The sequence below is a fragment of the Rheinheimera metallidurans genome, from assembly GCF_036983985.1.
GTDB classification, from domain to species: domain Bacteria; phylum Pseudomonadota; class Gammaproteobacteria; order Enterobacterales; family Alteromonadaceae; genus Alishewanella; species Alishewanella metallidurans.
On sequence record NZ_JALAHQ010000001.1, the window covers coordinates 266,610 to 287,546 of the forward strand.

General features: G+C 44.3%; 19 protein-coding genes and 1 other RNA gene. 11 read left to right on the forward strand and 9 right to left on the reverse strand.

The genetic code is table 11. The features are described from left to right. Nucleotides 1–42: 42 nt before the first annotated feature. Both MN199_RS01285 and MN199_RS01290 read right to left on the reverse strand, forming a co-directional pair. Nucleotides 43–648 carry a YkgJ family cysteine cluster protein gene (locus MN199_RS01285; RefSeq protein ID WP_335738172.1) on the reverse strand — a complete coding sequence of 202 codons (606 nt, stop codon included), beginning with the start codon at nucleotides 646–648 and terminating at the stop codon, nucleotides 43–45. 167 nt (nucleotides 649–815) lie between these two features. Continuing rightward, nucleotides 816–2,927 (reverse strand): sensor domain-containing diguanylate cyclase, encoded by a 2,112-nt coding sequence (locus tag MN199_RS01290; RefSeq protein WP_335738173.1) that lies wholly within the window; start codon nucleotides 2,925–2,927, stop codon nucleotides 816–818. A gap of 198 nt (nucleotides 2,928–3,125) precedes the next feature. Here MN199_RS01290 and MN199_RS01295 point away from each other — a divergent pair, with 198 nt between their 5' ends. Further along, a complete protein-coding gene (locus tag MN199_RS01295) occupies nucleotides 3,126–3,431 on the forward strand; it encodes a c-type cytochrome (RefSeq protein ID WP_335738174.1) in 306 nt (101 codons plus the stop codon). Here the strand turns inward: MN199_RS01295 and recQ are convergent. Next, nucleotides 3,401–5,224, reverse strand: a complete 1,824-nt coding sequence (gene recQ, locus MN199_RS01300; protein WP_335738175.1) for a DNA helicase RecQ — start codon at nucleotides 5,222–5,224, stop codon at nucleotides 3,401–3,403. The genes MN199_RS01295 and recQ overlap by 31 nt on opposite strands. A gap of 148 nt (nucleotides 5,225–5,372) precedes the next feature. Here recQ and MN199_RS01305 point away from each other — a divergent pair, with 148 nt between their 5' ends. The 3 genes from MN199_RS01305 (at nucleotide 5,373) to MN199_RS01315 (ending at nucleotide 7,536) form a co-directional block, all read left to right on the forward strand. After that, nucleotides 5,373–5,825 (forward strand): thioesterase family protein, encoded by a 453-nt coding sequence (locus MN199_RS01305; protein ID WP_335738176.1) that lies wholly within the window; start codon nucleotides 5,373–5,375, stop codon nucleotides 5,823–5,825. An 80-nt stretch (nucleotides 5,826–5,905) separates the two neighbouring features. Continuing rightward, nucleotides 5,906–6,817 (forward strand): EamA family transporter RarD, encoded by a 912-nt coding sequence (gene rarD / locus MN199_RS01310; RefSeq protein ID WP_132581566.1) that lies wholly within the window; start codon nucleotides 5,906–5,908, stop codon nucleotides 6,815–6,817. 41 nt (nucleotides 6,818–6,858) lie between these two features. Next, nucleotides 6,859–7,536, forward strand: coding sequence for a DUF599 domain-containing protein (locus MN199_RS01315; RefSeq protein WP_132581568.1), 678 nt, complete (start codon nucleotides 6,859–6,861; stop codon nucleotides 7,534–7,536). Nucleotides 7,537–7,593: 57 nt separating this feature from the next. Here MN199_RS01315 and dolP read toward each other — a convergent pair whose 3' ends face one another. Genes dolP through MN199_RS01335 form a run of 4 tightly spaced genes read right to left on the reverse strand, consistent with a single transcriptional unit; the run spans nucleotide 7,594 to nucleotide 10,922 of the window. Further along, nucleotides 7,594–8,163: a division/outer membrane stress-associated lipid-binding lipoprotein gene (gene dolP, locus MN199_RS01320; RefSeq protein ID WP_132581570.1), complete on the reverse strand. Its 570-nt coding sequence runs from the start codon at nucleotides 8,161–8,163 to the stop codon at nucleotides 7,594–7,596. Continuing rightward, nucleotides 8,160–8,741 (reverse strand): SIS domain-containing protein, encoded by a 582-nt coding sequence (locus tag MN199_RS01325; protein WP_132581572.1) that lies wholly within the window; start codon nucleotides 8,739–8,741, stop codon nucleotides 8,160–8,162. The genes dolP and MN199_RS01325 overlap by 4 nt, the downstream gene beginning before the upstream one ends. Nucleotides 8,742–8,762: 21 nt before the next feature. Beyond that, entirely contained in the window at nucleotides 8,763–9,110 is a 348-nt protein-coding gene (locus MN199_RS01330) for a YraN family protein (protein WP_335738177.1), read from the reverse strand. A 6-nt stretch (nucleotides 9,111–9,116) separates the two neighbouring features. Beyond that, nucleotides 9,117–10,922: a penicillin-binding protein activator gene (locus MN199_RS01335; RefSeq protein WP_335738178.1), complete on the reverse strand. Its 1,806-nt coding sequence runs from the start codon at nucleotides 10,920–10,922 to the stop codon at nucleotides 9,117–9,119. A 110-nt stretch (nucleotides 10,923–11,032) separates the two neighbouring features. Here MN199_RS01335 and rsmI point away from each other — a divergent pair, with 110 nt between their 5' ends. Together rsmI and rnpB are read left to right on the forward strand one after the other, a co-directional pair. After that, entirely contained in the window at nucleotides 11,033–11,884 is an 852-nt protein-coding gene (gene rsmI / locus MN199_RS01340; protein ID WP_132581578.1) for a 16S rRNA (cytidine(1402)-2'-O)-methyltransferase, read from the forward strand. Nucleotides 11,885–11,903: 19 nt separating this feature from the next. After that, an RNA gene (gene rnpB / locus MN199_RS01345) (RNase P RNA component class A) lies at nucleotides 11,904–12,284 on the forward strand. A gap of 114 nt (nucleotides 12,285–12,398) precedes the next feature. Here the strand turns inward: rnpB and MN199_RS01350 are convergent. Continuing rightward, a complete protein-coding gene (locus tag MN199_RS01350) occupies nucleotides 12,399–15,242 on the reverse strand; it encodes a TonB-dependent receptor (protein ID WP_335738179.1) in 2,844 nt (947 codons plus the stop codon). A 246-nt stretch (nucleotides 15,243–15,488) separates the two neighbouring features. Here MN199_RS01350 and MN199_RS01355 point away from each other — a divergent pair, with 246 nt between their 5' ends. Next, a complete protein-coding gene (locus MN199_RS01355; protein WP_335738180.1) occupies nucleotides 15,489–16,865 on the forward strand; it encodes an NlpC/P60 family protein in 1,377 nt (458 codons plus the stop codon). An 11-nt stretch (nucleotides 16,866–16,876) separates the two neighbouring features. Further along, nucleotides 16,877–17,977, forward strand: a complete 1,101-nt coding sequence (locus tag MN199_RS01360) for a dipeptide epimerase (protein ID WP_132581584.1) — start codon at nucleotides 16,877–16,879, stop codon at nucleotides 17,975–17,977. 23 nt (nucleotides 17,978–18,000) lie between these two features. Here MN199_RS01360 and MN199_RS01365 read toward each other — a convergent pair whose 3' ends face one another. Then, complete coding sequence (locus tag MN199_RS01365; protein ID WP_132581586.1) at nucleotides 18,001–18,837, reverse strand: MurR/RpiR family transcriptional regulator; 837 nt, start codon at nucleotides 18,835–18,837, stop codon at nucleotides 18,001–18,003. 377 nt (nucleotides 18,838–19,214) lie between these two features. On the opposite strand from MN199_RS01365, the gene mraZ reads away from it, so the two are divergent. Genes mraZ through ftsL form a run of 3 tightly spaced genes read left to right on the forward strand, consistent with a single transcriptional unit; the run spans nucleotide 19,215 to nucleotide 20,926 of the window. Beyond that, complete coding sequence (gene mraZ, locus MN199_RS01370) at nucleotides 19,215–19,679, forward strand: division/cell wall cluster transcriptional repressor MraZ (RefSeq protein WP_132581588.1); 465 nt, start codon at nucleotides 19,215–19,217, stop codon at nucleotides 19,677–19,679. A gap of 1 nt (nucleotide 19,680) precedes the next feature. After that, nucleotides 19,681–20,625 (forward strand): 16S rRNA (cytosine(1402)-N(4))-methyltransferase RsmH, encoded by a 945-nt coding sequence (rsmH, locus tag MN199_RS01375; protein ID WP_132581590.1) that lies wholly within the window; start codon nucleotides 19,681–19,683, stop codon nucleotides 20,623–20,625. Next, nucleotides 20,618–20,926: a cell division protein FtsL gene (gene ftsL / locus MN199_RS01380; protein WP_132581592.1), complete on the forward strand. Its 309-nt coding sequence runs from the start codon at nucleotides 20,618–20,620 to the stop codon at nucleotides 20,924–20,926. Before rsmH ends, ftsL begins: the two co-directional genes overlap by 8 nt. The last annotated feature ends 11 nt before the right edge of the window (nucleotides 20,927–20,937 follow it).

Sequence of the window (20,937 nt, forward strand, 5' to 3'; positions counted from 1 at the left end):
ATAGTGCTTCCATAGGTTAATTACTACTAGCTGCGCTAGAGATTATGCGCTTTGCTGCTCATCACTGCCGCCACTAAACCAGGCTTTAAACAGTACTTTTTCTATGGCCTGCTGCAGCGCTTGGTTAATCGGTAAGTGCTGTTTGCCAAGTTCATAGTCAAGTTCATTGACTTGCTCTTTAGCCATAATCATCAACGGCGGCGGATCGGACTCTAGTGCAATCAACGATTCTTGATAAGCATGGGCTTGGTCTAGTTTAATAATTTTACAAGTAGAGAGGGCGGTTTTGCCGTTTTTGTCACGATAACCGGCCGCACCAAATAAACGGCAGATGCTTGGACGTTGTTGATATACGCTACATTGCCCTTGTTTGCCGTCAAATGACAATTTTTGATAAAAAAAGCAGCCTTGAGGGCCGGTTAAGGTTTCGAGTTGTGTCAGTGTCTGTTCCGCTTTACCTTGATCAAACAAGTATAATGCCAGCGGCAACATTTCAAGCACCGTCGCTTCTATCGTCGGTTGCAAGCAGCATTCACCGCAGCCAGTGCGGCAACTTAAACCGCGCTGTTGTTGGTAGACTGAAAATGTTGTCGCTATTTCGCCATACACAGCCTCAACACGACGCGATAACTCACGCAATCGTTGCATAAAGACCTCTAACGAAATAACTGTAAATTTAGGTTTGCCTATTAAGGATCGACGAGATGTCGAGCGAACATTTTACCTAGTGAATAAAACTATCAGCAATAGGGAAATGAAAATAAATGCAAAATAATTCGTATTAGTTGCTTAGTCATAGCCAATTGAACACGGCACTATTTTTTAGCCTGATGGCGCTGCACATCTGCATCATTGCTATCGAATAGTTGTATGCGATTTGCGCCTTTTTCTTTGGCGATGCTACAGACTATATAGGCCTTTTCTAAAATTATCTTTGCACTGTTATCTTCTGGTTGAATCTCCGTAATGCCGATACAGGCACTGACATGATGAATAGTATCCTGCCATGTAAAGCTAAACTCTCGCACAACATCCAGCAACTTATAGGCTAAAGCAAAGGCTTCATTGGCACTTTTACCTGTTAGCAAAATTGCAAATTCGTCGCTGTCTAGCCGCGCTAATGGGCCGTTATGATGCGTAACTTGTTTTAAGGTGTCACTTAACTGCTGCAAAAACATATCAGCTGCAACACGGTTGCAATTATTACTAATGGTGCGGTACTGATCTACATCGATATACAATACGCAGCCTTTACCTACTCCCTCTTGGCTACACAATGTATTTAGTTGTTGCTCAAAGTAGTAGCGGTTATACAGCGTGGTTAAATGGTCATGGTTAGCTAAATATACTAGCTCTTCATCCGCTGATTTTTGTTCAGTAATATCAATAATTGAGCCGTGAATAATCGCGTTAGTGCTGGCATTTACTACGCCAGCCCGCAACGATATTCGTGCCCAAAATTGGTGATTATCAGCGTGTAAACAGCGAGCGTCAAAACGGCTAATTGTGCCCAGCGGCTGCGCATGTAACGCTAGTATTTGCTGCTCTAAGGTGGTCGCTATACTCGTGCCGGCAGTAGCGCGTTTTAATTGCTCTATGTTTGGGTAGCCAAACATATCTAGTAATACACTGTTGGCATTAAGCACTTTACCCGCTGTGGTGGTGCTGAACATGGCTTCAGCAGCTTGATGAAAAGCAGCTTGATATTGAGCATGCTCGGCTGCTGTTATGTTAGATATTAGCGGGCTAATTTGTAATTGATGCAGATTAAAGCTAGTGAGTGCCAGGCTGAGCAACACTAATGAAATCGGAATATACGACCAATTAAAATTGGCATGTAAGTAGCCGGCTTGACCTAGTGTTAACAGCAACGCACTAATTAAGGTAAAAACACAGGCCCAAACAAAGCTGCGTGTTTGCGCTGGGCCTTTGATGCTTAAACGCAGAGCCAGCAAGATACTGCTGAACAACGCCCAACCAAGCGCTGCAAATAACAAATATAATCGAGTTTGACCGCCAGCAAAGAGCGGGCTAAACAACAATGATAATGCTAAAAAACAGCTAAGATAATTAGTTAGTTGCCACCAAAAACTTGTTAAGCCGCGCATGGCGTAACGAATAAACATATTAAAACAAAATAGGTTAGCACCTACTACTATATATAAAATCGCCTGATTTATTTCTGGGTAGTTAGGCCATAATAGGGCAAATGCCATGCCGTTGAGAATGCCAATGGTGAGGGCAAAACTAATAAAAAAGCCAGCAAAATAGACATAGTGTTTGGCTTTATGCTGCGCCAATAAAATGAGGTTATATAACGCCAGTAATAATAAAAAGCCTTGTAATAAACCATCTAACATTGCTTGGCGTTGTTTGGCTGCAGTAAATTGTTCGAGCGGCCATAACTGTAATACGTTGGGAATAATTGCCGCATCTTGTATTTTAATAAAAATATCAATTTCTTCAGCTACCGGCAGTTTTAGGCCTACAGCAAAACTGCGAAATGGCATGGCACGTTCGCGATAGGGGTAATCGGTACCAGAGCGGCTTAATAAGCGAATATCTTGGTTTTGCCGATTTACTTGATAAATTTCAATTTTGTCAGCTAATGGAAAGTTATATTCCAATATCGATTCGATAACTCTGTTACTGGTATTTTTTATGCGGGCAAAAAACCAAATAGCCTCTCGCTCACTAAATAGCAAACGGGGTGCTTCGTTTACTAGTTTAAAGTTATGGTGATGTTCTGGATCTGAGAGTAAATCGTCTAAATTGAAGTTGCTTGGCGTAGCTTGAAAATACACTTGGCTTAAAATTAGCCGCTCGGTAGGCGCACTTTGTAGCTGGTTTGTTTCGGCATGAAACGCTAAAGCTCTAGGGCTAAATAGACACAAGAGTAATAAAACCCAGGGCAGAACGGTTGGCACGCTATAAGCTCCTACATATACCAGTATGGTAACTCATTATTTACTTTTCAAACAGTAACATACAGCAATATAGAGTGTCAGTATAAAACGGTGAATAATAACTAAGCTAAGTTAGAGGCGAATAAATACATCTAGAGTTTGAGCATTTCGTAACTTAGGTTATAACTACACTAAGCAAAAACTACCAGAGGGGAAATTATGATACGACCTATATTAGCTATTAGTATACTGCTTGTTACTTCGGCAGCGGCCGGTGCAGATGCGCAGGCTGGTAAGGCAAAAGCAGGTGTATGCGCGGCTTGCCACGGCAGTAATGGCATTTCTATTATTCCTGATTACCCCAATTTAGCCGGACAAAAAGTAAAGTACTTAGAAAGCGCGATTAAAGCTTATCGCGATGGTGAGCGTAAAAATGCCATTATGTCACCTATGGCAACTGGGCTAACCGAAGCGGATGTCGCCAACCTAGCCGCTTACTTTGCCAGCTTGCCGGTTGGCGGTTGATTATCTGCTGCTAAGTAGTCGCTAACTTCATCAATAAAGTCGGCGCCATAGCGGGCTAACTTAGTTTGGCCTACACCTGATATTGCTAACATGCTGCGGTTGTTGGTTGGCAGTTGTTGGCACATTTCAATTAAGCTGGCATCACTAAATACCACAAAAGGTGGCACATCGTCGCGCTTAGCAATGTTTTTACGCAGGTTTTTTAACCGAGCAAACAATGCACGATCGTATTGTTGCTTACTGAGGCGATCAGGCTCGCGTTTTACGCTTTGTAACCTAGGAACGGCTAGCGAAAGCGGTGTTTCGCCACGTAACACAGGGCGTGCAGCTGGTTGTAGTTTTAGTACTGAGTGCGCGGTAATATCCTGCTGTAGCAGGCCAAAGTGAATAAGTTGACGCAATATACTTAGCCAATAGTCATGGCTTAATTCTTTGCCAATACCCCAAGTTGATAATTGGTCGTGCTTTAGTTCGGTAATTTTTTGGTTTTGGCCGCCACGCAGTACATCGATAACATGATGCATACCAAAGCTTTGACCTACCCGATATACGCAAGATAGTGCTTTTTGTGCCAACTCTGTACCGTCAAACTGTTGTGGCGGTTGCAAGCAGGTATCACAGTTGCCACAGGGGGTTTGTCTGGCTTCGCCAAAGTAATTTAACAGCACGAGACGTCGGCAGGTTTGCGCTTCGGCAAAAGCCGCCATGGCTAAAAATCGCTGCCAGGTTACTTCAGCACGCTGGGTGTTTTCTTCTGCGTCTAACCAGCGTTTCATTTTACCGATATCAGCAGGATCAAATAGCAACATGGCTTCGGCGGCTAGGCTATCGCGGCCAGCTCGGCCTGTTTCTTGATAATAGGCCTCAATGGTTCGAGGCAGTTCGTAGTGTAAAACAAAACGAATGTTCGATTTATTTACGCCCATGCCAAAGGCAACTGTGGCGACAATTAACTGATAGTCGTCACGCTTAAACGCATCTTGCACGGTATTACGCTCGTCATTGCTCATGCCGGCATGATACGCCGCGGCATTAAAGCCACGTTGTTTAAGCTGTTCTGTTAGCTCATCTACTTTGCGCCGCGAGCCACAATAAATAATGCCACTGGCGCCGTCTTGCTGCTGTAAATAATTTATTACCTGCTCAAGAGGGCGAAATTTTTCTTGTACGGTGTAGCGAATGTTAGGCCGGTCAAAGCTGCCCACATGCACCAAAGGCCGCTGTAAGTTGAGCTGCTGTATAATATCATGGCGAGTTGCAGCATCGGCAGTGGCGGTAAGCGCCATTACCGGCACCGACGGGAAACGTTGCTTTAGCAGGGCCAATGCCATGTAGTCTGGACGAAAATCGTGGCCCCACTGTGAAATACAGTGTGCTTCATCAATGGCAAATAAGCTAACGCCAACGTCGACTATGCGCTCTAAAAAGTGCGGTTGTAATAAGCGTTCAGGCGCAACGTAAAGTAGCTTAAGTTCACCACGGCGCAACCGAGAAAACACCTGCAATACTTCATCGCGGTTTAAGCTGCTGTTGACGAATTCTGCTGCTATACCATTAGCTTTAAGTGCATCTACCTGATCTTTCATCAGTGACATTAGCGGCGACACCACAATAGTTACCTGAGGTAGCATTAATGCCGGCAATTGGTAGCATAACGATTTACCGCCGCCAGTAGGCATTAATACAAAGCTGTCTTGGCCTTGCAATGCCGTTTGGATCACGTCTAGCTGGCCGTCACGAAATTCGCTATAGCCAAATGCTTGTTTTAACAACGACAACAAATTTTGTATCACTTAACGCCCATAGTTAATAAAGTGCATTGCGGCGCTTATGATAATGGCACGGCGGCGAAACAACAAATTGTCTGTAAAGTCTTGCCTATGATTTCTGCTTCGGTAGACTGAAACGTCCTTTGTTAAGGTCTTACCAGTTAGGAGTTTTATGCCAGATAATCCGTTATTACCTATGATTGCCCAAGTGTTTGATCAGATGCCGTTCAACCGTTTACTGGGTTTAAAAGTGACCCGTTTTGCCGAAGACAGCGTTGAAGTTTGCTTTAATTGGTCTGAGCAGCTGATTGGTAACCCGTTACAACAAATTCTACATGGTGGCGTTATTTCTTCGGTATTAGATGTCGCTGGCGGCATTATGGCGGTATCTAGTGCACTAGGGCGCTTAACTGATGTTGCACCAGAGCAGTTATTTGCGCGGTTAGGTAAAATGAGCACTATAGATATTCGCACCGATTACTTAAGGCCAGGACGTGGTGAGCTTTTTATTGCCACGGCGCGAGTTATTCGTTCGGGTAATAAGGTTGCAGTATGTCGCATGGAACTGCACAACGAGCAAGGCAAGCATATTGCATTAGGTACAGGCACTTATTTAGTCGGCTAACCCATTTTTATCGGTAAGTGTTATGCGCATATTGTTGTGCTGCGCGTATAATGGCGGCTTATTGTCTGGAGCTTGCCTGAATGTCGTTAAGTCGTGAACAGAAGCTTGGTGGTATCTTTGCTGCCAGCGCCTATAGCTTATGGGGTGTCGCCCCATTATATTTTAAACACATTGATTACATACCGGCTGCAGAAATTCTGCTGCACCGCATTATTTGGTCTTTTCTGTTACTGTTTTTTATCTTACTGGCATTAAAGCAAAGCGATAAGGTATTGGCGGTGTTACGCAAACCCAAAACGTTAGCTTGGCTATTTATTGCGGCAATATTACTCGGTGGTAACTGGGGGCTGTTTATTTGGGCGGTTAATAATAATCACATGCTGGATGCTAGCCTAGGTTATTACATCAACCCCTTGCTTAATGTGTTGCTGGGCATGTTATTTCTAAGTGAGCGTTTGCGTAAATTACAATGGGTCGCAGTAACCTTGGCTTGTACTGGTGTGGTTATTCAGGTTATCACCTTTGGTTCATTCCCTTGGATTGCGCTAACGCTTGCCAGCTCGTTTGCTATCTATGGCTTAATTCGTAAAAAATTAGCGGTAGATGCCGTTACCGGCTTATTTTACGAGTCATTATTATTACTGCCCATAGCGTTAGGCTATTGGTGGCAATATGCCGATAGTAGCGCCGCAAACTTATTAAACAATAGTTGGCAGTTAAATAGCTACCTTATTGCCGCAGGTTTGGTAACCACAGTGCCATTGTTATGTTTTATTGCTGGTGCCCAACGTTTGCAGCTTTCTACCATGGGCTTTTTTCAATATATCGGGCCAAGTTGTATGTTTGTGTTTGGCGTCTGGATTTATCATGAGCCGCTAGCGGTAGAACGACTATTTACCTTTGGCTTAATTTGGTTGGCTTTACTAGTGTACTCGGTAGATGCTTTACGTTTTAATATACGACGTAACCGACAAAGCAAAAAATTAGCCTAGTTGTTTGTATAACCTTAACCCGGTGCCAATGGAGTAATAGCGTGATCAGCAGTATTGATTTAATTGCCCTTGCTTGGTTTTTCAGTTTGTGGATTGGCTACACGCTATTTGCCAAAAAACGCGCTAAATTAGTGAGTTGTTTGTCGTTTGAGCTAAGGCGCAAGCGCACAGACTGGATGCGAAAAATGCTGTCGCGTGAAAACAATATGCCCGATGTGGGTTTAATTTCGACGCTAGAGCGTAACGTGGCATTTTTTGCCTCGAGTTGCTTGCTAATTATGGCGGGTTTAATAACGGCAATGAGTTCGGCAGAGCAAGTTAATGCCATGCTAACTCAGTTAATGCCTTGGTCGACCTCTACCGCTAGTGGTGTGCAGCTAAAGTTACTGTTATTGACAGGTATTTATGTGTTTGCCTTCTTTCAGTTTACTTGGTCGCTGCGTCAATATGGCTTTTGTGGGGTATTAGTTGGTGCGGCACCAGATGGCCGTGATATGACCGATGATGATAAGCAACTTTATGCTAATCGCACCGCTAAGGTGCTAGATCAGGCTAGCCACTCGTTTAACTACGGTTTAAGAGCGATCTATTTTTCATTAGCGGGGTTAAGTTGGTTTATTCATCCGTTGTTGTTAATTTTTGCCACGGTATTAGTGGTGGTGGTATTAAAACAACGAGAATTTCATTCTGCAGTATTAAAAGCGCTACGCGAGTGTTAATTACGGCGTAACTAATAAGATAACGGCAGCAAAGGCTGCCGTTATTGTTACGGATACTTAGCGAACCTCAAAGGCTTTTACTACCCGAGATACGCCATCAACATGGCGGGCAATATCCACGGCTTTATCTGCTTCTACTTGGGTTACTATACCCATTAAAAACACTTCTGCGTTTTCGGTAATAACTTTAATATTTAAGCCACTTACTTGTTCGTCGGCAAGTAATTTACTTTTCACTTTAGTTGAAATCCAACCGTCGCGAGTGCGTGTGGTCATGGCAGTAACATTGCCAAGACGAATTTGGTTTTGCACATCGCGCACGCCATCAATTTGTGTAACTAATGCTTGGGCTTGTTGGCGGATTTGTTCATTAGTGGTTTGTCCGGTTAAAAGAATAACGCCGTTGTAACTGGCAATATTAATATTGCTCCCTTCTGCGGTTGTCGGGTCGTCTGCAAGCGCACGTTGTGCTTTTAATACCACGTTTTTGTCATCAATTTGTGCACCCAGCGTGCGACGATCGTTCGCGGATGTAACCGCAGTAGCGCCGCCAGCAACAATTGCAGCAGCGCAACCTTGTAGCAATGCGAGTATAGTAAAAGCGCAAATAATGTTTAATTTGTTCATAAATCCTCTTGTTGTGGAAACAACGTTATATCAATAAGTTCGCATAAGCTGTGCAGTAAAAAAGTATAACATTCGAAGATACGCGCGCGGCGTTGTGATGGCACTTTTAATTCAACGTCTTGTTGGTTAAGTAAACCTGACAGTTCGCCACTGCCTTCTACTGTTAACGCTATAATTTTCATGTCACTGGTCAGTGCAGCTTCGACCGCTTTTATCAAGCAGGGTTCGCTGCCAGTAAGAGATATCACTAATAACACATCATTACTCGTGCCTAAGGCTTTAATTTGCCGAGCTAAATAATCAAGCTGATGGTTATGTTGCAAGCTACTATTTTGTGCTTGCAACGCCACAGCAGGTAAACATGGACGCTCTGTTTCAAATTGGTCGAGTAATAGCTGTGCAACGTGATGGGCTAATGCTTGAGTTGCACCATCACCGCAGCAAATTACCTTACCGCCACTGACTAGGTTGTTCACAATAACACAGGCGGCATTCTCCAGCGGTGCCGCTAGGCTTTCGCCGGTGGCAATCATAGTTTGAATGTTTTCGCTAAATAGCTGACGAATATGTTCTTGCATCAGAAGATCCTGCTGGTTGTACTACTGAGTAAATGCATTTTTTATCCATTGATATTGATAGGGTGCTTGGCCTTCTATTGCCATAACATCAAGCCGGCAAGTCTGTTCTGTTAAGCGATGCTGTTGTAAATACCAGCGGCTAGTGCGCAAGAGCTTTTGCTGCTTACTACGCGTAACCGCAGCTGCTGCACCGCCAAACGCGTTGCTAGCACGATACTTAACTTCAACAAACACTAAACAGCTACCTTCACGCATAACTAAATCAATTTCGCCCAGTTTGCATTGAAAGTTTCGTTGCACCAGCTGTAATCCCTGATTTTGCAGATAATCGAGCGCTAATTGCTCATACAGCTGGCCAAGTTTATTCATGCTGAATTAGGGCTCCTGCACGGTGCGTAACCGGTTGTTGCGATAGTTAGCCCAGCTAAGCTGGCGCACTATGCTGCCGTTGTTATTTAGCCGTAGTTGCCCAGTTAAACCTGAGAACACCGTAGACGGAAGCTGTTGCTGTTGCCGCAGGCTACCTATCAGTTGATAGGCATCATACCCCATAGCAAATAAGCGCTGTAGCGCTTCATCTTGCTCGGCAAATAGCTGTTGATATTGCTGCCTTAACGGCGCACTACTTTTTTCCCCTAACATCCAAGGAATTTCGGTAAAGATTAAGCCGTTTAGATCACGTAAATCAGTGCTGTCTAAACTGGTACTGTGGCTGCGAGAGCTGGCAAATATCGGTAACTTAGGTGCCGTCTCGCTTAACGAAACATCAACAAAAGGCTTAAATAAACGGGTTTGCACCGGATCGGCAATTAAGTAAATAGCATCAATATCTAATCGGCTATGTGGATCAGACTCTAGCTTTTGCGGTATCAGGTTGCTGATTTGTTTAATACGCTCTTTACTGCGGTCGGTTTCTAATAAGCGGTTAATTAGCTGTTCTAATTCATCTTTATTATTAAACTGATATAAGTTTGGCGCACTGTGGCCTAAACTTTGCCAGTTAGCTGCAAAGCTTTGTTGCATGCGTAAGCTAATATTATTGGCCGAGCTGATAATTGCTGGGTGTTTATAATTTTTTTGCGCAAACAGTCGTGCCATCTGTGCGGCTTCATCTTCCATACTCAAAGCAAAGTAAAATTGCTCTGGTTTTGCGGCAATATTGTTGTCTTTACTATTTAAAAACAATGTTGGCCAACGCCAGTTTTCGATGAGGCTAATGTTATCTACCTGATCTTTAAGTAAAGGGCCGATAACGAAATCTACCTGAGCTTGTGTTACCTGCTGCTGAATAACCTCGATTGGCTGCTGACTGTCAATAAACACAATACTTGTGGCGGTATTCGTTGTTGCTGCCGCTAAAATACCATATTGAACGGCCTGCGCGTGTTGGCGAAATTGGCCTTCTAAGGGTAAAAGCACGGCAATACGTTTTGGTTGATAGGGTTTAAGTGTAACTAGCTTCTGAACCGCTTCGGGCATGTTTTTTAGTGCAGGTAAGCTTGAATAACGGCGCTGCCAGTCATAAAAGGCCTGTTGCAAGGCTTCAGGCTGACCAATATGTCTACGGCTAAGTAAGGCTAAATTTAACCAGCCCGCAGTATTGGCCTCAGCAGCGCTGCGCAGACTTTCAAGTTGAGAATCGGTTAACGCCGATAAATTTTGCCACAGCAAATTGGGATAATCTGGATAATTCTGTGCTGCGCTGGCCTGTCGTTCAAGCTGTAATAAATTGCGCACTGCAGCAAGGTGGCGTTGCTGTTGGCTTTGGTATTGACTACTAAGCCATAAGAATTCTGCTTGGTCTGATTTTGCTACTGCATTTATATCAGTGGTATCAATTAAATTAGTTAGGCTTTGCTGTTGGTTGGTCGCTAAGTACGCCTGTAACCTAGGTAGCATTATTTGCTGGCGAATAGTGCTGTAGCGACTTTCCTTTAAATTTTCATTAATCGCTAAGGCTAATAAATAGTCTTGCTCAGCAATCGCTTGTTTTGCGGCTTTAAGTAAATGGTACTGCTGTGGCTCCGCCTGATAATTAGCCGCTAACTTATATAGCTGGCGAGCCGACAGTTGCTTAGCGCCTTTCTCACTGGCTTTAACGGTTTCAGGCTTGGTTGGTGATGTTTTTATTGGCCCTTGGGTACAACTGATAATTGCACCACTTAGGCAGAAAAATAACACGGTCTTTAATTTGCTGGAAGTCACAATGCGCAGTACCATAGCTAAACAATGGTCTTATCTTACTGAGACTGCCGGTTAAGCTCAATTAAATAGCGTACATTAATCACAAAATGGCAAAAGATAACGGTTTTTTATATGTAGTTGCGACACCGATTGGCAATTTAGATGATATTAGCCAACGTGCTATTAGTACTTTGCAGCAGGTAGATTGGATAGCCGCTGAAGATACTCGGCATACCGGCAAGTTATTGCAGCATTTAGGGATCTCGGCAAAAACCATTGCGCTGCATGATCATAATGAAAAACAGCGCGCGGCCAGCATTATTCAAAAATGTTTAGCCGGTGAGCATGTTGCGTTAGTCTCTGATGCTGGCACACCGCTGATTAGTGATCCCGGTTACAGCCTAGTTCGGCAGTGTCGAGACGCTGGCGTGCGGGTAATTCCTATTCCTGGGCCTTGTGCGTTAATTACCGCCTTATGTGCAGCGGGTTTACCGACTGACAAATTTCATTTTATTGGTTTTCTGTTACCGAAAAGCCAGCAGCGACAAAACCAGCTAGCCGACATACCCAATGGTGTTGGCACTATTATTTGTTATGACACCGCACGGCGCATTAAAGATACTTTACTAGATGTGGTGGCGGTATTTGGTGCAGAACGTGAGCTAGTGTTAGCAAAAGAGCTAACTAAAACCTTTGAGCATTTAGAATACGGTACTGCGGCACAAATTACTGCTTGGTTAGAGCAGGACCCACAGCGTTGTCAGGGAGAAATGGTGTTAATGATCGCACCTACACCCAAAGCGGATAGCGAAATAAGTGACAGCGCGCAAACGACACTGAAATTACTTTTAGCCGAACTACCAGTGAAAAAGGCGGCAGCCCTAGCCGCAGAAATACATGGCGAGAAGAAAAATGCCTTGTATAAATTGGCACTGCAATGGGCTGGTGAAAGCGAATAAATAGCGTATAATCGCGCCGTGAGTTGGCCAAGGCAATCGCTGCTTGCGTAAGCAAGGGGAGGAAAGTCCGGGCTCCATAGGGCAGAGTGCCAGGTAACGCCTGGGGGGCGCGAGCCTACGACTAGTGCAACAGAGAGTATACCGCCGATGGCTTAGCCTTTGCTCGCAAAGGTTAGGATCAGGTAAGGGTGAAAGGGTGCGGTAAGAGCGCACCGCGCGGCTGGCAACAGTTCGTGGCACGGTAAACTCCACTCGGAGCAAGATCAAATAGGCTCTCTTTGGCGCGGCCCGCGTTGAGAGCGGGTAGATTGCTTGAGGCTTAGGGCGACCTAAGTCCTAGAGGAATGATTGCTACTCTGGCAACAGAGCACAGAACCCGGCTTAATGGCTGGCTCACATCTAATAAAATAGAAAACCGCAGCTTTAACCCGCTGCGGTTTTTTTATTGGTGAAAAAAAGCCCACAATAAAGTGGGCTAAGCATCACCAGGAGTAGACGGTGGTAAATTAATTAACTACATAAACTTATATTCGACTAGTAGCGTGTAAGCGCGGCCACGAGGGTCGGCGATACGCGTTTCCCAACCAGCACCGGCAGCAAAGTCGCCCTGATGCGCAGTAAATGGTGGGTCTTGGTCAAATAGGTTTTTGATGCCAAAGGTCAGACTTAAATCATCTACACCCTTATAGGTAACGCTATAGTTATAAGTAACATAGCTATCAACGTTCGGGTTCCAATTAGCTGGGGTATAACTGCCATTGGCCATACTTACCGGTAGTTCGTCTTTATAACCATCGCGATACATTTGCGTAAAGCTGTGGCTCCAATCGCCATGTACGTAACTTAAATTAAGTGTGTGCTTCCATTTAATCGGTAGGTTGTAATAACGCACATACTCACCCACTAAATTTTCGCTATATGGCAAGCTTTCAAGGCCTTTAGATTTAAAGGTATCAATATAGCTACCGTTTAAATTAACGCGCCACATACCACCAGCGAGTTCACCAGTTAAGTTGGCATCAAGCTCAATACCGCGGGTTAAGGTGCCGCCCGAGTTAACATAACGACGGTCAATGGCGATAACTTCACCTTGTGCGTTACGGATCCAGTTAGCGGTAAACTGGCTGTAATTTTCGATAAGTACATCACGTGGTGCCGAACGAATAGTGTCGGTACGTTCAATTTCCCACCAGTCGACGCTCATGTTGAAGTAATCAACTGGTACGACAACAAAACCCAAGCTCTTTTGCTTAGATTCTTCTGGTAATAAGTTTTCTTTACCACCAAAAATTTCGTCAGGGCGAATACTTTCACAGCCGACGATATTTTCATTTGCTATGCCACCAGGGCAGGTTGCTGGGTCGGCTAGATCAAGGCCAGTATATTGTGACTCGGTTACGCCGTTAAACAATTGGTTGAACGAGGGTACTTTAAAGCCGGTGCTGTATGCACCGCGGAACATCAGCTCTTCGATTGGTCGATAACTAAATGATACTTTCGGGTTGGTCGTACTACCAAAGCCATCGTATTTGTCATAACGAGCGGCAAGTGTGATATCTAAGTTATCCAGTACCGGTAAATACACCTCAGCAAATACCGCTTTAATGTCACGGCTTACTTTATCTAACACGTTGGCATTATCAAATGGCGCGTTAAATATCGGCCGCATTTCTGCGCGCTCATCACCATTAAATTTAAATTCTTCACGACGTAAATCAACACCGGTGGCCATCATAATAGTGCCACCAGGTAAATCAAAACTTACCTCGCCAGAAAATGTTGCGTCAATTTGCGTCATAATTGACTCGCCACCATACAGCTCAACGCCACTAGCTGACGCGGCGTTTAGTGCGGCCATGCCCTCTGTGGTTTGACTTTGGCCGGGCAGTAAAAATGGATTGATTAAACCACTACCCAGAACGTCTTTTAACTCAGCGGTGTAATGGAAACCTGAACCTAATGTCGAGCTTGATTCACTAGACGCACGTGACACACCAACGTTGTAATCCCAGTCAGCTATTACACCTTCAAAAGCGGCTAATAAACGGTATGATTTAGTTGTGGTGTCAATTTCACGCGGGCCGCAGGCTACACAGCGCCAACGATAGGCAATACGCTCGCCATAGTTCAGTTGAGCGGCGCCAAAATAATCGGCTAATGCATTATAAACGGCATCATAGGATGCGCCGGTGCTTGGGTACCAGGTCTCAGGCGTAAAAGTAGAGCCTGGAGAAATTTGATTTGGCTCAAACGCTTTACTTACGTCAATTTGTGATGCAACAAATTCAAGTGTTGCCATGTGATCTTCGGCCAGTTTAAAGCTGGCACGGCCAATAAAGTCTACACTTTCCTGTGGTTGCTGAATACGTGCCGCTGCCGGATAGTCATAGGCACAGGCGTAACGTGATGAGGTTGAATTCCAAAGCTTCTCATCGTAAGGCCCCATCAAGTCACCACCTGACGCACAACCTGCGCCACCGGGTAAATCTAAGATATTAATCGCCGTCATAGATTTGCCATCTAACGGGTCAAGTAAACCGGTGCCAATTAAATTTGCATCGGCAGCGCCACGGTTAAATACGGTTGCAAATGGCGTGCCTCGGCTATCTGGTGATAAACCCCGATCGGCTTGAAACGAGCTAGAGAACTTACGGTCGTCACCGCCAAGCACTTCATTTTTCTTGTATGACACGGTACCAAATACGTTCCAGCCATCTTTATTAATGTCGCCCGTACCAAATAAAATATTAGTACGATAGATATTACCGCCACCGGCTTCGGTATGGTCAACAAAGGCTGAGGCTTCAGCACCGGTGTAATCACTTTTGGTAATAAAGTTAATTACGCCGCCAATAGCATCGGTACCATATACGGCTGAAGCGCCGTCACGCAGCACTTCCACGCGTTCCAATGCAGCAAAAGGAATTGAGTTTAAATCTACTGCACGGCCTTTTAGGCCATGGGTTGCGACCCTGCGACCATTTAGTAAAACTAATGTTGCGTCTGAACCTTGACCGCGCAAGTTAGCGCCAGACACGCCATTATTACCGCGTTGCTCCTCAGATACGATACCGCCATTACTGGCTAAGTTATCTGACGAGTTACCAGCAATATTCATTTGTAATAATAATTGCTCTGCTGAGGTAATACCTGCCGCATTGATATCAGCTCTGCTAAATACCGTTATTGGCAAGTCACCTTCGATAGTTGTACGTTTGATACTTGAACCGGTTACGCGAATTCGTTCAACTTTGGCATTAGGGTCAGTTGCTGCATCTTGCTGAGCGGCATCCTGGGCAAACACTTGTGTGCTCAAGCCTGCTAGGGCAAGGGCTTGAATGAGTTTATTCAACTTCATCGTTATTTCTCCTGGGAGTTGCGTTATTTTTATTGCTATTCGTTACCCGGGTCTGCACGCCCGTTTTAGCTAAAATGCATAATGTTTATTTTCTGCACAAAATGAACATAGCAACATTTCTTTCCTTTTGAAAATAATTTATGCTTAATTTTTAAATATATTGGAATATTTCATTCCTTAACGTTAAATTGACGCTAATAGCCAAAAAAAAATTCGTCAAATGAATCTGTGGCAGAGGAAGTAAATATGAAGAAAATAGTGAGCTTAGTCTGTATGGGGTGGATATTTGCGCTTACTTCAATATCAGCTAACGCTTTCAGCTCTGACGTACCTTTGCTGCAAGTTGAACATTTAAAACCCCAGTTTTGGCAGGCAAAATTAAATAATGCCGATGTTGTGATACTGACACCTGAGCAGATTATGGGGCGAAATCAACAAACCTTTGCGTTACAAAGTGAAATGCAATTGTTGCAAGATTTGCCAGCGCAGTTCACTGACGCCGAATTGGCGCAGATTATTAATCGGGTAAGCAAGGTCGCTACTGATGCGAGGTTTTATGCCAATGGTATTAAGCTAAGCGCAATGCATTGGGCAGCCTATCAGCAGTTATTAGCGTTACCGCAACTTAAACCACAGAATACTGTGCGGTTCGGTTTAGTGGTAAAGCGCACGGCATTACGTAGTTTTCCAACCGATGATCGAGTATTTAATGCAGAAGCAAACAAAGATTTAGATCGCTTCTCTGAAACAGCATTATTTCCAACTGATGCCGTGGCGGTTTTGCACACTACTGCTGACAAAAAATGGCTGTTAGTGCAAAGCTTTAACTATACCGGCTGGGTAAAAACGGCTGATGTTGCTATGGGTAGCAAACAGCAGGTGCTAGCTTATGCTGAGCAGCAACCCTTTGTTGTAATAACCGGCGCAACTGTACGCACTGCGTTTAACCCAGAAATAGCGGCGGTGTCTGAATTACAGTTAGATATGGGTATTAGGTTGCCCCTGCAAAGCGCAGCTGATGTCGGCTTTATTGTGCACGGACAAAACCCCGCAGCGAGCTACATTGTGCAATTACCGCTACGTGATGCCAATGGCAATTTAAGCTTTACCAGTGCATTGTTGCCATTAAGTGCTGATGTACATCAGGGCTATTTGCCGTTTACCGCTAATAATATTATTGGCCAGGCGTTTAAGTTTCTTGGTGAACGCTATGGTTGGGGCCACGATTATAATGGTCGTGACTGCACCGGTTTTACTTCTGAAATTTTCCGTAGTTTTGGTTTTTTAATGCCACGAAATTCAGGACAACAAGGCAATGGCCAGTATGGTAAGAATACTCGTTTTAATAGCGAGAGTAGTGGTGAACATAAGTTAAGCGCTATAAGCAAGGCGCAGCCAGGCGACTTACTGTATTTCCCAGGGCATGTGTCATTGTATTTAGGCATGCTGGGTACACAACCGTTTATGATCCACGATGTTAATACACTCATTTATCCGCAACAAAATGGCGAGCTATATCAAGGCACGCTTAATGGCGTAGTCGTTACGCCGCTATTACCACTTAATGCCAATGTCGAGCAGTCTTATTTAGATGCGCTCTATGCTGTTAAATCACTGCGTTAATAAGGGCAATAATGAAAATAACAGATATTAGATTAGGTATGCTGCGTGTACCTTTAAAAACACCCTTTAAAACAGCGCTGCGTACGGTAAACACCATTGAAGATATTGTGGTTATGGTAGAAACCGACACTGGCCACGTTGGCTATGGTGCAGCGCCTGCTACAGCGGTAATTACCGGCGATATTCATGGCTCTATTATTGCGGCAATTCGTACCGTAATTAAGCCAAAACTCATTGGGCAAGATATTGCCGATTTGAACCATATAGTCCGGCTGATACAAAATTGCATAATGAAAAACTTCAGCGCTAAAGCTGCAGTAGAAATAGCTGTTTATGACTTATTCGCCCAGATGTTTAAGGCGCCGTTATATAAAGTATTGGGTGGCGGTGTGCCAAAAATTACCACCGACATTACGATCAGTGTTGATTACATCGACAAAATGGTCGCTGACTCATTAGATGCAATTGAGCGCGGCTTTGAAACGCTTAAAGTCAAAGTGGGCAAAGATATTGGTGTTGATATTGAACGAGTTAAAGCCATTTATGCTGCGGTTGAAGGCAAAGCATTAATTCGTTTAGATGCCAACCAAGGCTGGACGGCTAAAGAAGCGGTATACGCGCTACATAAGCTTGAAGATGCGGGTGTTCGTTTAGAATTAGTTGAGCAACCGGTAAAAGCCTATGATTTAGAGGGGCTAAAATTTATTACCGAACGTGTGCATACACCGGTTATGGCGGATGAAAGCAGTTTTGGCCCCCGCGAGGTTATTGACCTAATTAAAATGCGCGCGGCTGACATCATCAACATTAAGTTGATGAAAACGGGCGGCATTGCCAATGCCATTAAAATCGCCGACATTTGCTCGTTCTACGATATGCAATGCATGATTGGCTGTATGCTTGAAGGTAGTATTAGCGTGGCAGCAGCAGTACACGTGGCTGTGGCTAAGTCTGATATCATCACTAAAATTGACCTAGACGGGCCATCGTTATCGTTGTTTGACCCGGTAACTAGCAGTGTGAAATTTAATGATGCTGATATTACTATTGGTGATGCGCCGGGTTTGGGTATTACCGCAATCGAAAATTTAGAGCTGTTACCTAACCACTAACTTAAGCTAGCGGCGAAGGGCCGCTAGAGTAAATCATCTATCTCGGCGGGGGTTTTTAGCTGATGCTCAACATTGTGACGTTGGCATAATAGTAAATACAAAATATGGCAAAGATGTTGTTGCGCTAGCTGCACAAGTATAGGATTAATCCGTTCATTCTCGTCGCCGCTTAGCGCATATAACGCCGTAGTTGCAGCCATACTTAACGCGTTAGTTTTATAACTGGTTAAGCTAATCAGTGGAATGTTTTTATGTGTGGCGTAACGCGCTAGTTTAAGTAAATCGGGTTCTTGCCCTGATTCTGATATGAGTAACATCACACTGTTGCTATTAAGAGTACTCGCCATTTGCACAACTAAACTGGGGTCGCTATGCAGTATGGCTAATTTACCTAACTGTAATAAGCGAAATTGTAGATCTTGCGCCACAATGTTTGACGCGCCAAACCCTGAAATAAGTATTTTATCGGCCTGGTTTACGCTGTTGGCGGCATCTAATAATAGCTTTTCGTCATTAACGTCTAAAATACCGCGTAAATGGCTGTGCAAACTAAACTGCAACTGCTCCACTAAGGTAAACAAATCACTTTGTACTGGGTTTAATTCTGGGCTGTCACGGTTTAACGTTGAGGCGGTTATTACCGCTTCACTGACAGCGAGTTTTAAATCAGGATAACCTTTATAGCCTAACTTCTGACAAAACTTAACCACGCTAGACTGACTAGTACCTACGGCATCTGCTAACTGTTGCGATGAATAGTCACGTAACAAATTCGCATTATCGAGAATAAAATCTGCTAGTTTGCGTTCGATCACTGACATCTGTTCAAGCATGCCGCGGATCTTAAGTAAACACATCATAAAGTTGTTATCCTCTTGCGCAGTTTTATACCACGTCTGATTTTTAGGAATTTGTTATTAACTATGTGACTAAGTATTGAATAATTTATTCTAAATTAGCAAGCAACGCGGTAAAAAACATCAATTTAGTCGCCCGCTTGTATTGATGGGCGATGCCGCTATAGATTTTTCACTATATTTTATTTTTCTGACCAAAATCATCATCTTCGCTGTAGCACTTATATCCAGTGTGATCACAATCGATCAATCACTTTGTTTTTACCTTGACAATGGTCAAACCTGCACCCTAAACTGTGTTGTTGTGGGGTTTTGTGGGTAAAAGTGGATCAAAAAGCTTACTCGCAAATAAAATTAATAAATAATTGCACAGGAAGCTTATGTTTCGTGGCTCATTTACACTGACATTAGACGAGAAAGGACGGTTAGCGATACCTACGCGCTACCGCGATTTTCTGCTGTCTGATGCAAAGGGCCACCTCATTTGTACCATAGATTTACATGACCCCTGCTTACTATTGTACCCGCTTGCCGAGTGGGAAGAAATTGAAGAAAAGCTAAAACGCTTGTCTAGCTTAAACCCGCAAGAACGCCGCTTACAGCGCGTATTGTTGGGTAATGCGACCGACTGTGAAATGGATAAAAATGGCCGTATTTTAGTGCCGGCATCACTACGTGAGCATGCCGGTTTAAGCAAAAATATCCGCCTGGTTGGTCAACTCAATAAATTTGAAATCTGGGATGAAACTGCCTGGCATGACCGTCTAGCTGCTGATATTGCACTAGAGCAGGCTCAAGCGGGTGAGGTTGAATTGTCAGAAAGATTACAGGACTTTGCACTGTAGAATGAATGCATCAGCCCACATTTCCGTATTATTGCAAGAAGCAATAGACGGCTTAGCACTGAAAAACGATGGTTGCTACCTTGATGGCACCTTCGGTCGTGGTGGGCATAGCCGCGCAATTTTAGCTAAGTTAGGGCCAAACGGCCGCTTGTTCGCGATAGATCGCGACCCTACTGCAATAGCCTCGGCTGAGCAGCTAACCGCTGACCCACGTTTTCATATAACCCATAGCCCGTTTGCTGCTTTAGCAACTATTGCCGAACAGTTAAGCATTGTTGGCGCTATAGATGGTATTTTGCTTGATCTTGGTGTGTCTTCACCACAGCTAGACGATGCCGACCGCGGTTTTAGCTTTATGCGTGATGGCCCATTAGATATGCGTATGGACCCAAGTTCTGGTATTAGTGCGGCTAATTGGTTAGCGCAGGCTGACGTAGAAGATATTAGCTTTGTGTTACGGGAATATGGCGAAGAAAAATTTGCTTGGCGTATTGCGCAAGCCATCGTTGCCGCGCGTAGTGAAGCCGCTATTACCCGCACTGCACAGTTAGCTAAATTAATTAGCGACAGCGTGCCAAAAAGCAATAAAGAGAAAAAACACCCTGCAACCCGCAGCTTTCAAGCCATTCGTATTTATATTAACAGCGAGCTGGAGCAGGTTAATCAGGCATTGCATGCGGCTATGCAGGTATTAAAACCTGGCGGCCGCTTAGTCGTTATTAGTTTTCACTCGTTAGAAGACCGCCTAGTAAAGCAGTTTATGCGCCGCTTTGCTAAAGGTGAGCCAATACCGCGCGGCATTCCGCTAACTGCAGCGCAAATGAATCAGCGCACCGAGCTAACCTTAGTTGGCAAAGCCATAATGCCTTCTGAGCAAGAGCTAGAGTTAAACCCGCGAGCGCGCAGTGCCGTGCTTCGTATCGCACAGAAGCAAACGCATGACTAATATTAAATTGCATTGGCTTATTGTTAACGACTGGCACCAGCAAAAGAAGCTGGTTTTGTTGTTATTGGCCTGCATAATTTCGGCGTTAGTTGTAGTGCATTTTGCCCACCTCAATCGTCAGTTAACTATTGCCCAAGATGACCTTTATCAGCAGCGCGACCAGCTGGATATCGAATGGCGTAATTTAGTGTTGGAACAGCGTGCGTTGTCGGAACATAGCCGGGTTGAAGATATCGCTCGTAATCGCTTAAATATGCATCGCCCTGCCGGCGCGCAAGATATTGCGGTAACTGTGCCATGAGTCGGGCTAAG

What these genes read in the sequence shown, in the direction of transcription:
- MN199_RS01285 (WP_335738172.1), bottom strand. Translation starts at nt 648, where the DNA reads ATGCAACGATTGCGTGAGTTATCGCGTCGTGTTGAGGCTGTGTATGGC.
- MN199_RS01355 (WP_335738180.1), top strand. Translation starts at nt 15,489, where the DNA reads ATGAAGAAAATAGTGAGCTTAGTCTGTATGGGGTGGATATTTGCGCTT.
- MN199_RS01295 (WP_335738174.1), top strand. Translation starts at nt 3,126, where the DNA reads ATGATACGACCTATATTAGCTATTAGTATACTGCTTGTTACTTCGGCA.
- MN199_RS01350 (WP_335738179.1), bottom strand. Translation starts at nt 15,242, where the DNA reads ATGAAGTTGAATAAACTCATTCAAGCCCTTGCCCTAGCAGGCTTGAGC.
- MN199_RS01305 (WP_335738176.1), top strand. Translation starts at nt 5,373, where the DNA reads ATGCCAGATAATCCGTTATTACCTATGATTGCCCAAGTGTTTGATCAG.
- MN199_RS01365 (WP_132581586.1), bottom strand. Translation starts at nt 18,837, where the DNA reads ATGATGTGTTTACTTAAGATCCGCGGCATGCTTGAACAGATGTCAGTG.
- rsmH (WP_132581590.1), top strand. Translation starts at nt 19,681, where the DNA reads ATGAATGCATCAGCCCACATTTCCGTATTATTGCAAGAAGCAATAGAC.
- mraZ (WP_132581588.1), top strand. Translation starts at nt 19,215, where the DNA reads ATGTTTCGTGGCTCATTTACACTGACATTAGACGAGAAAGGACGGTTA.
- MN199_RS01330 (WP_335738177.1), bottom strand. Translation starts at nt 9,110, where the DNA reads ATGAATAAACTTGGCCAGCTGTATGAGCAATTAGCGCTCGATTATCTG.
- ftsL (WP_132581592.1), top strand. Translation starts at nt 20,618, where the DNA reads ATGACTAATATTAAATTGCATTGGCTTATTGTTAACGACTGGCACCAG.
- MN199_RS01360 (WP_132581584.1), top strand. Translation starts at nt 16,877, where the DNA reads ATGAAAATAACAGATATTAGATTAGGTATGCTGCGTGTACCTTTAAAA.
- rarD (WP_132581566.1), top strand. Translation starts at nt 5,906, where the DNA reads ATGTCGTTAAGTCGTGAACAGAAGCTTGGTGGTATCTTTGCTGCCAGC.
- MN199_RS01325 (WP_132581572.1), bottom strand. Translation starts at nt 8,741, where the DNA reads ATGCAAGAACATATTCGTCAGCTATTTAGCGAAAACATTCAAACTATG.
- rsmI (WP_132581578.1), top strand. Translation starts at nt 11,033, where the DNA reads ATGGCAAAAGATAACGGTTTTTTATATGTAGTTGCGACACCGATTGGC.
- dolP (WP_132581570.1), bottom strand. Translation starts at nt 8,163, where the DNA reads ATGAACAAATTAAACATTATTTGCGCTTTTACTATACTCGCATTGCTA.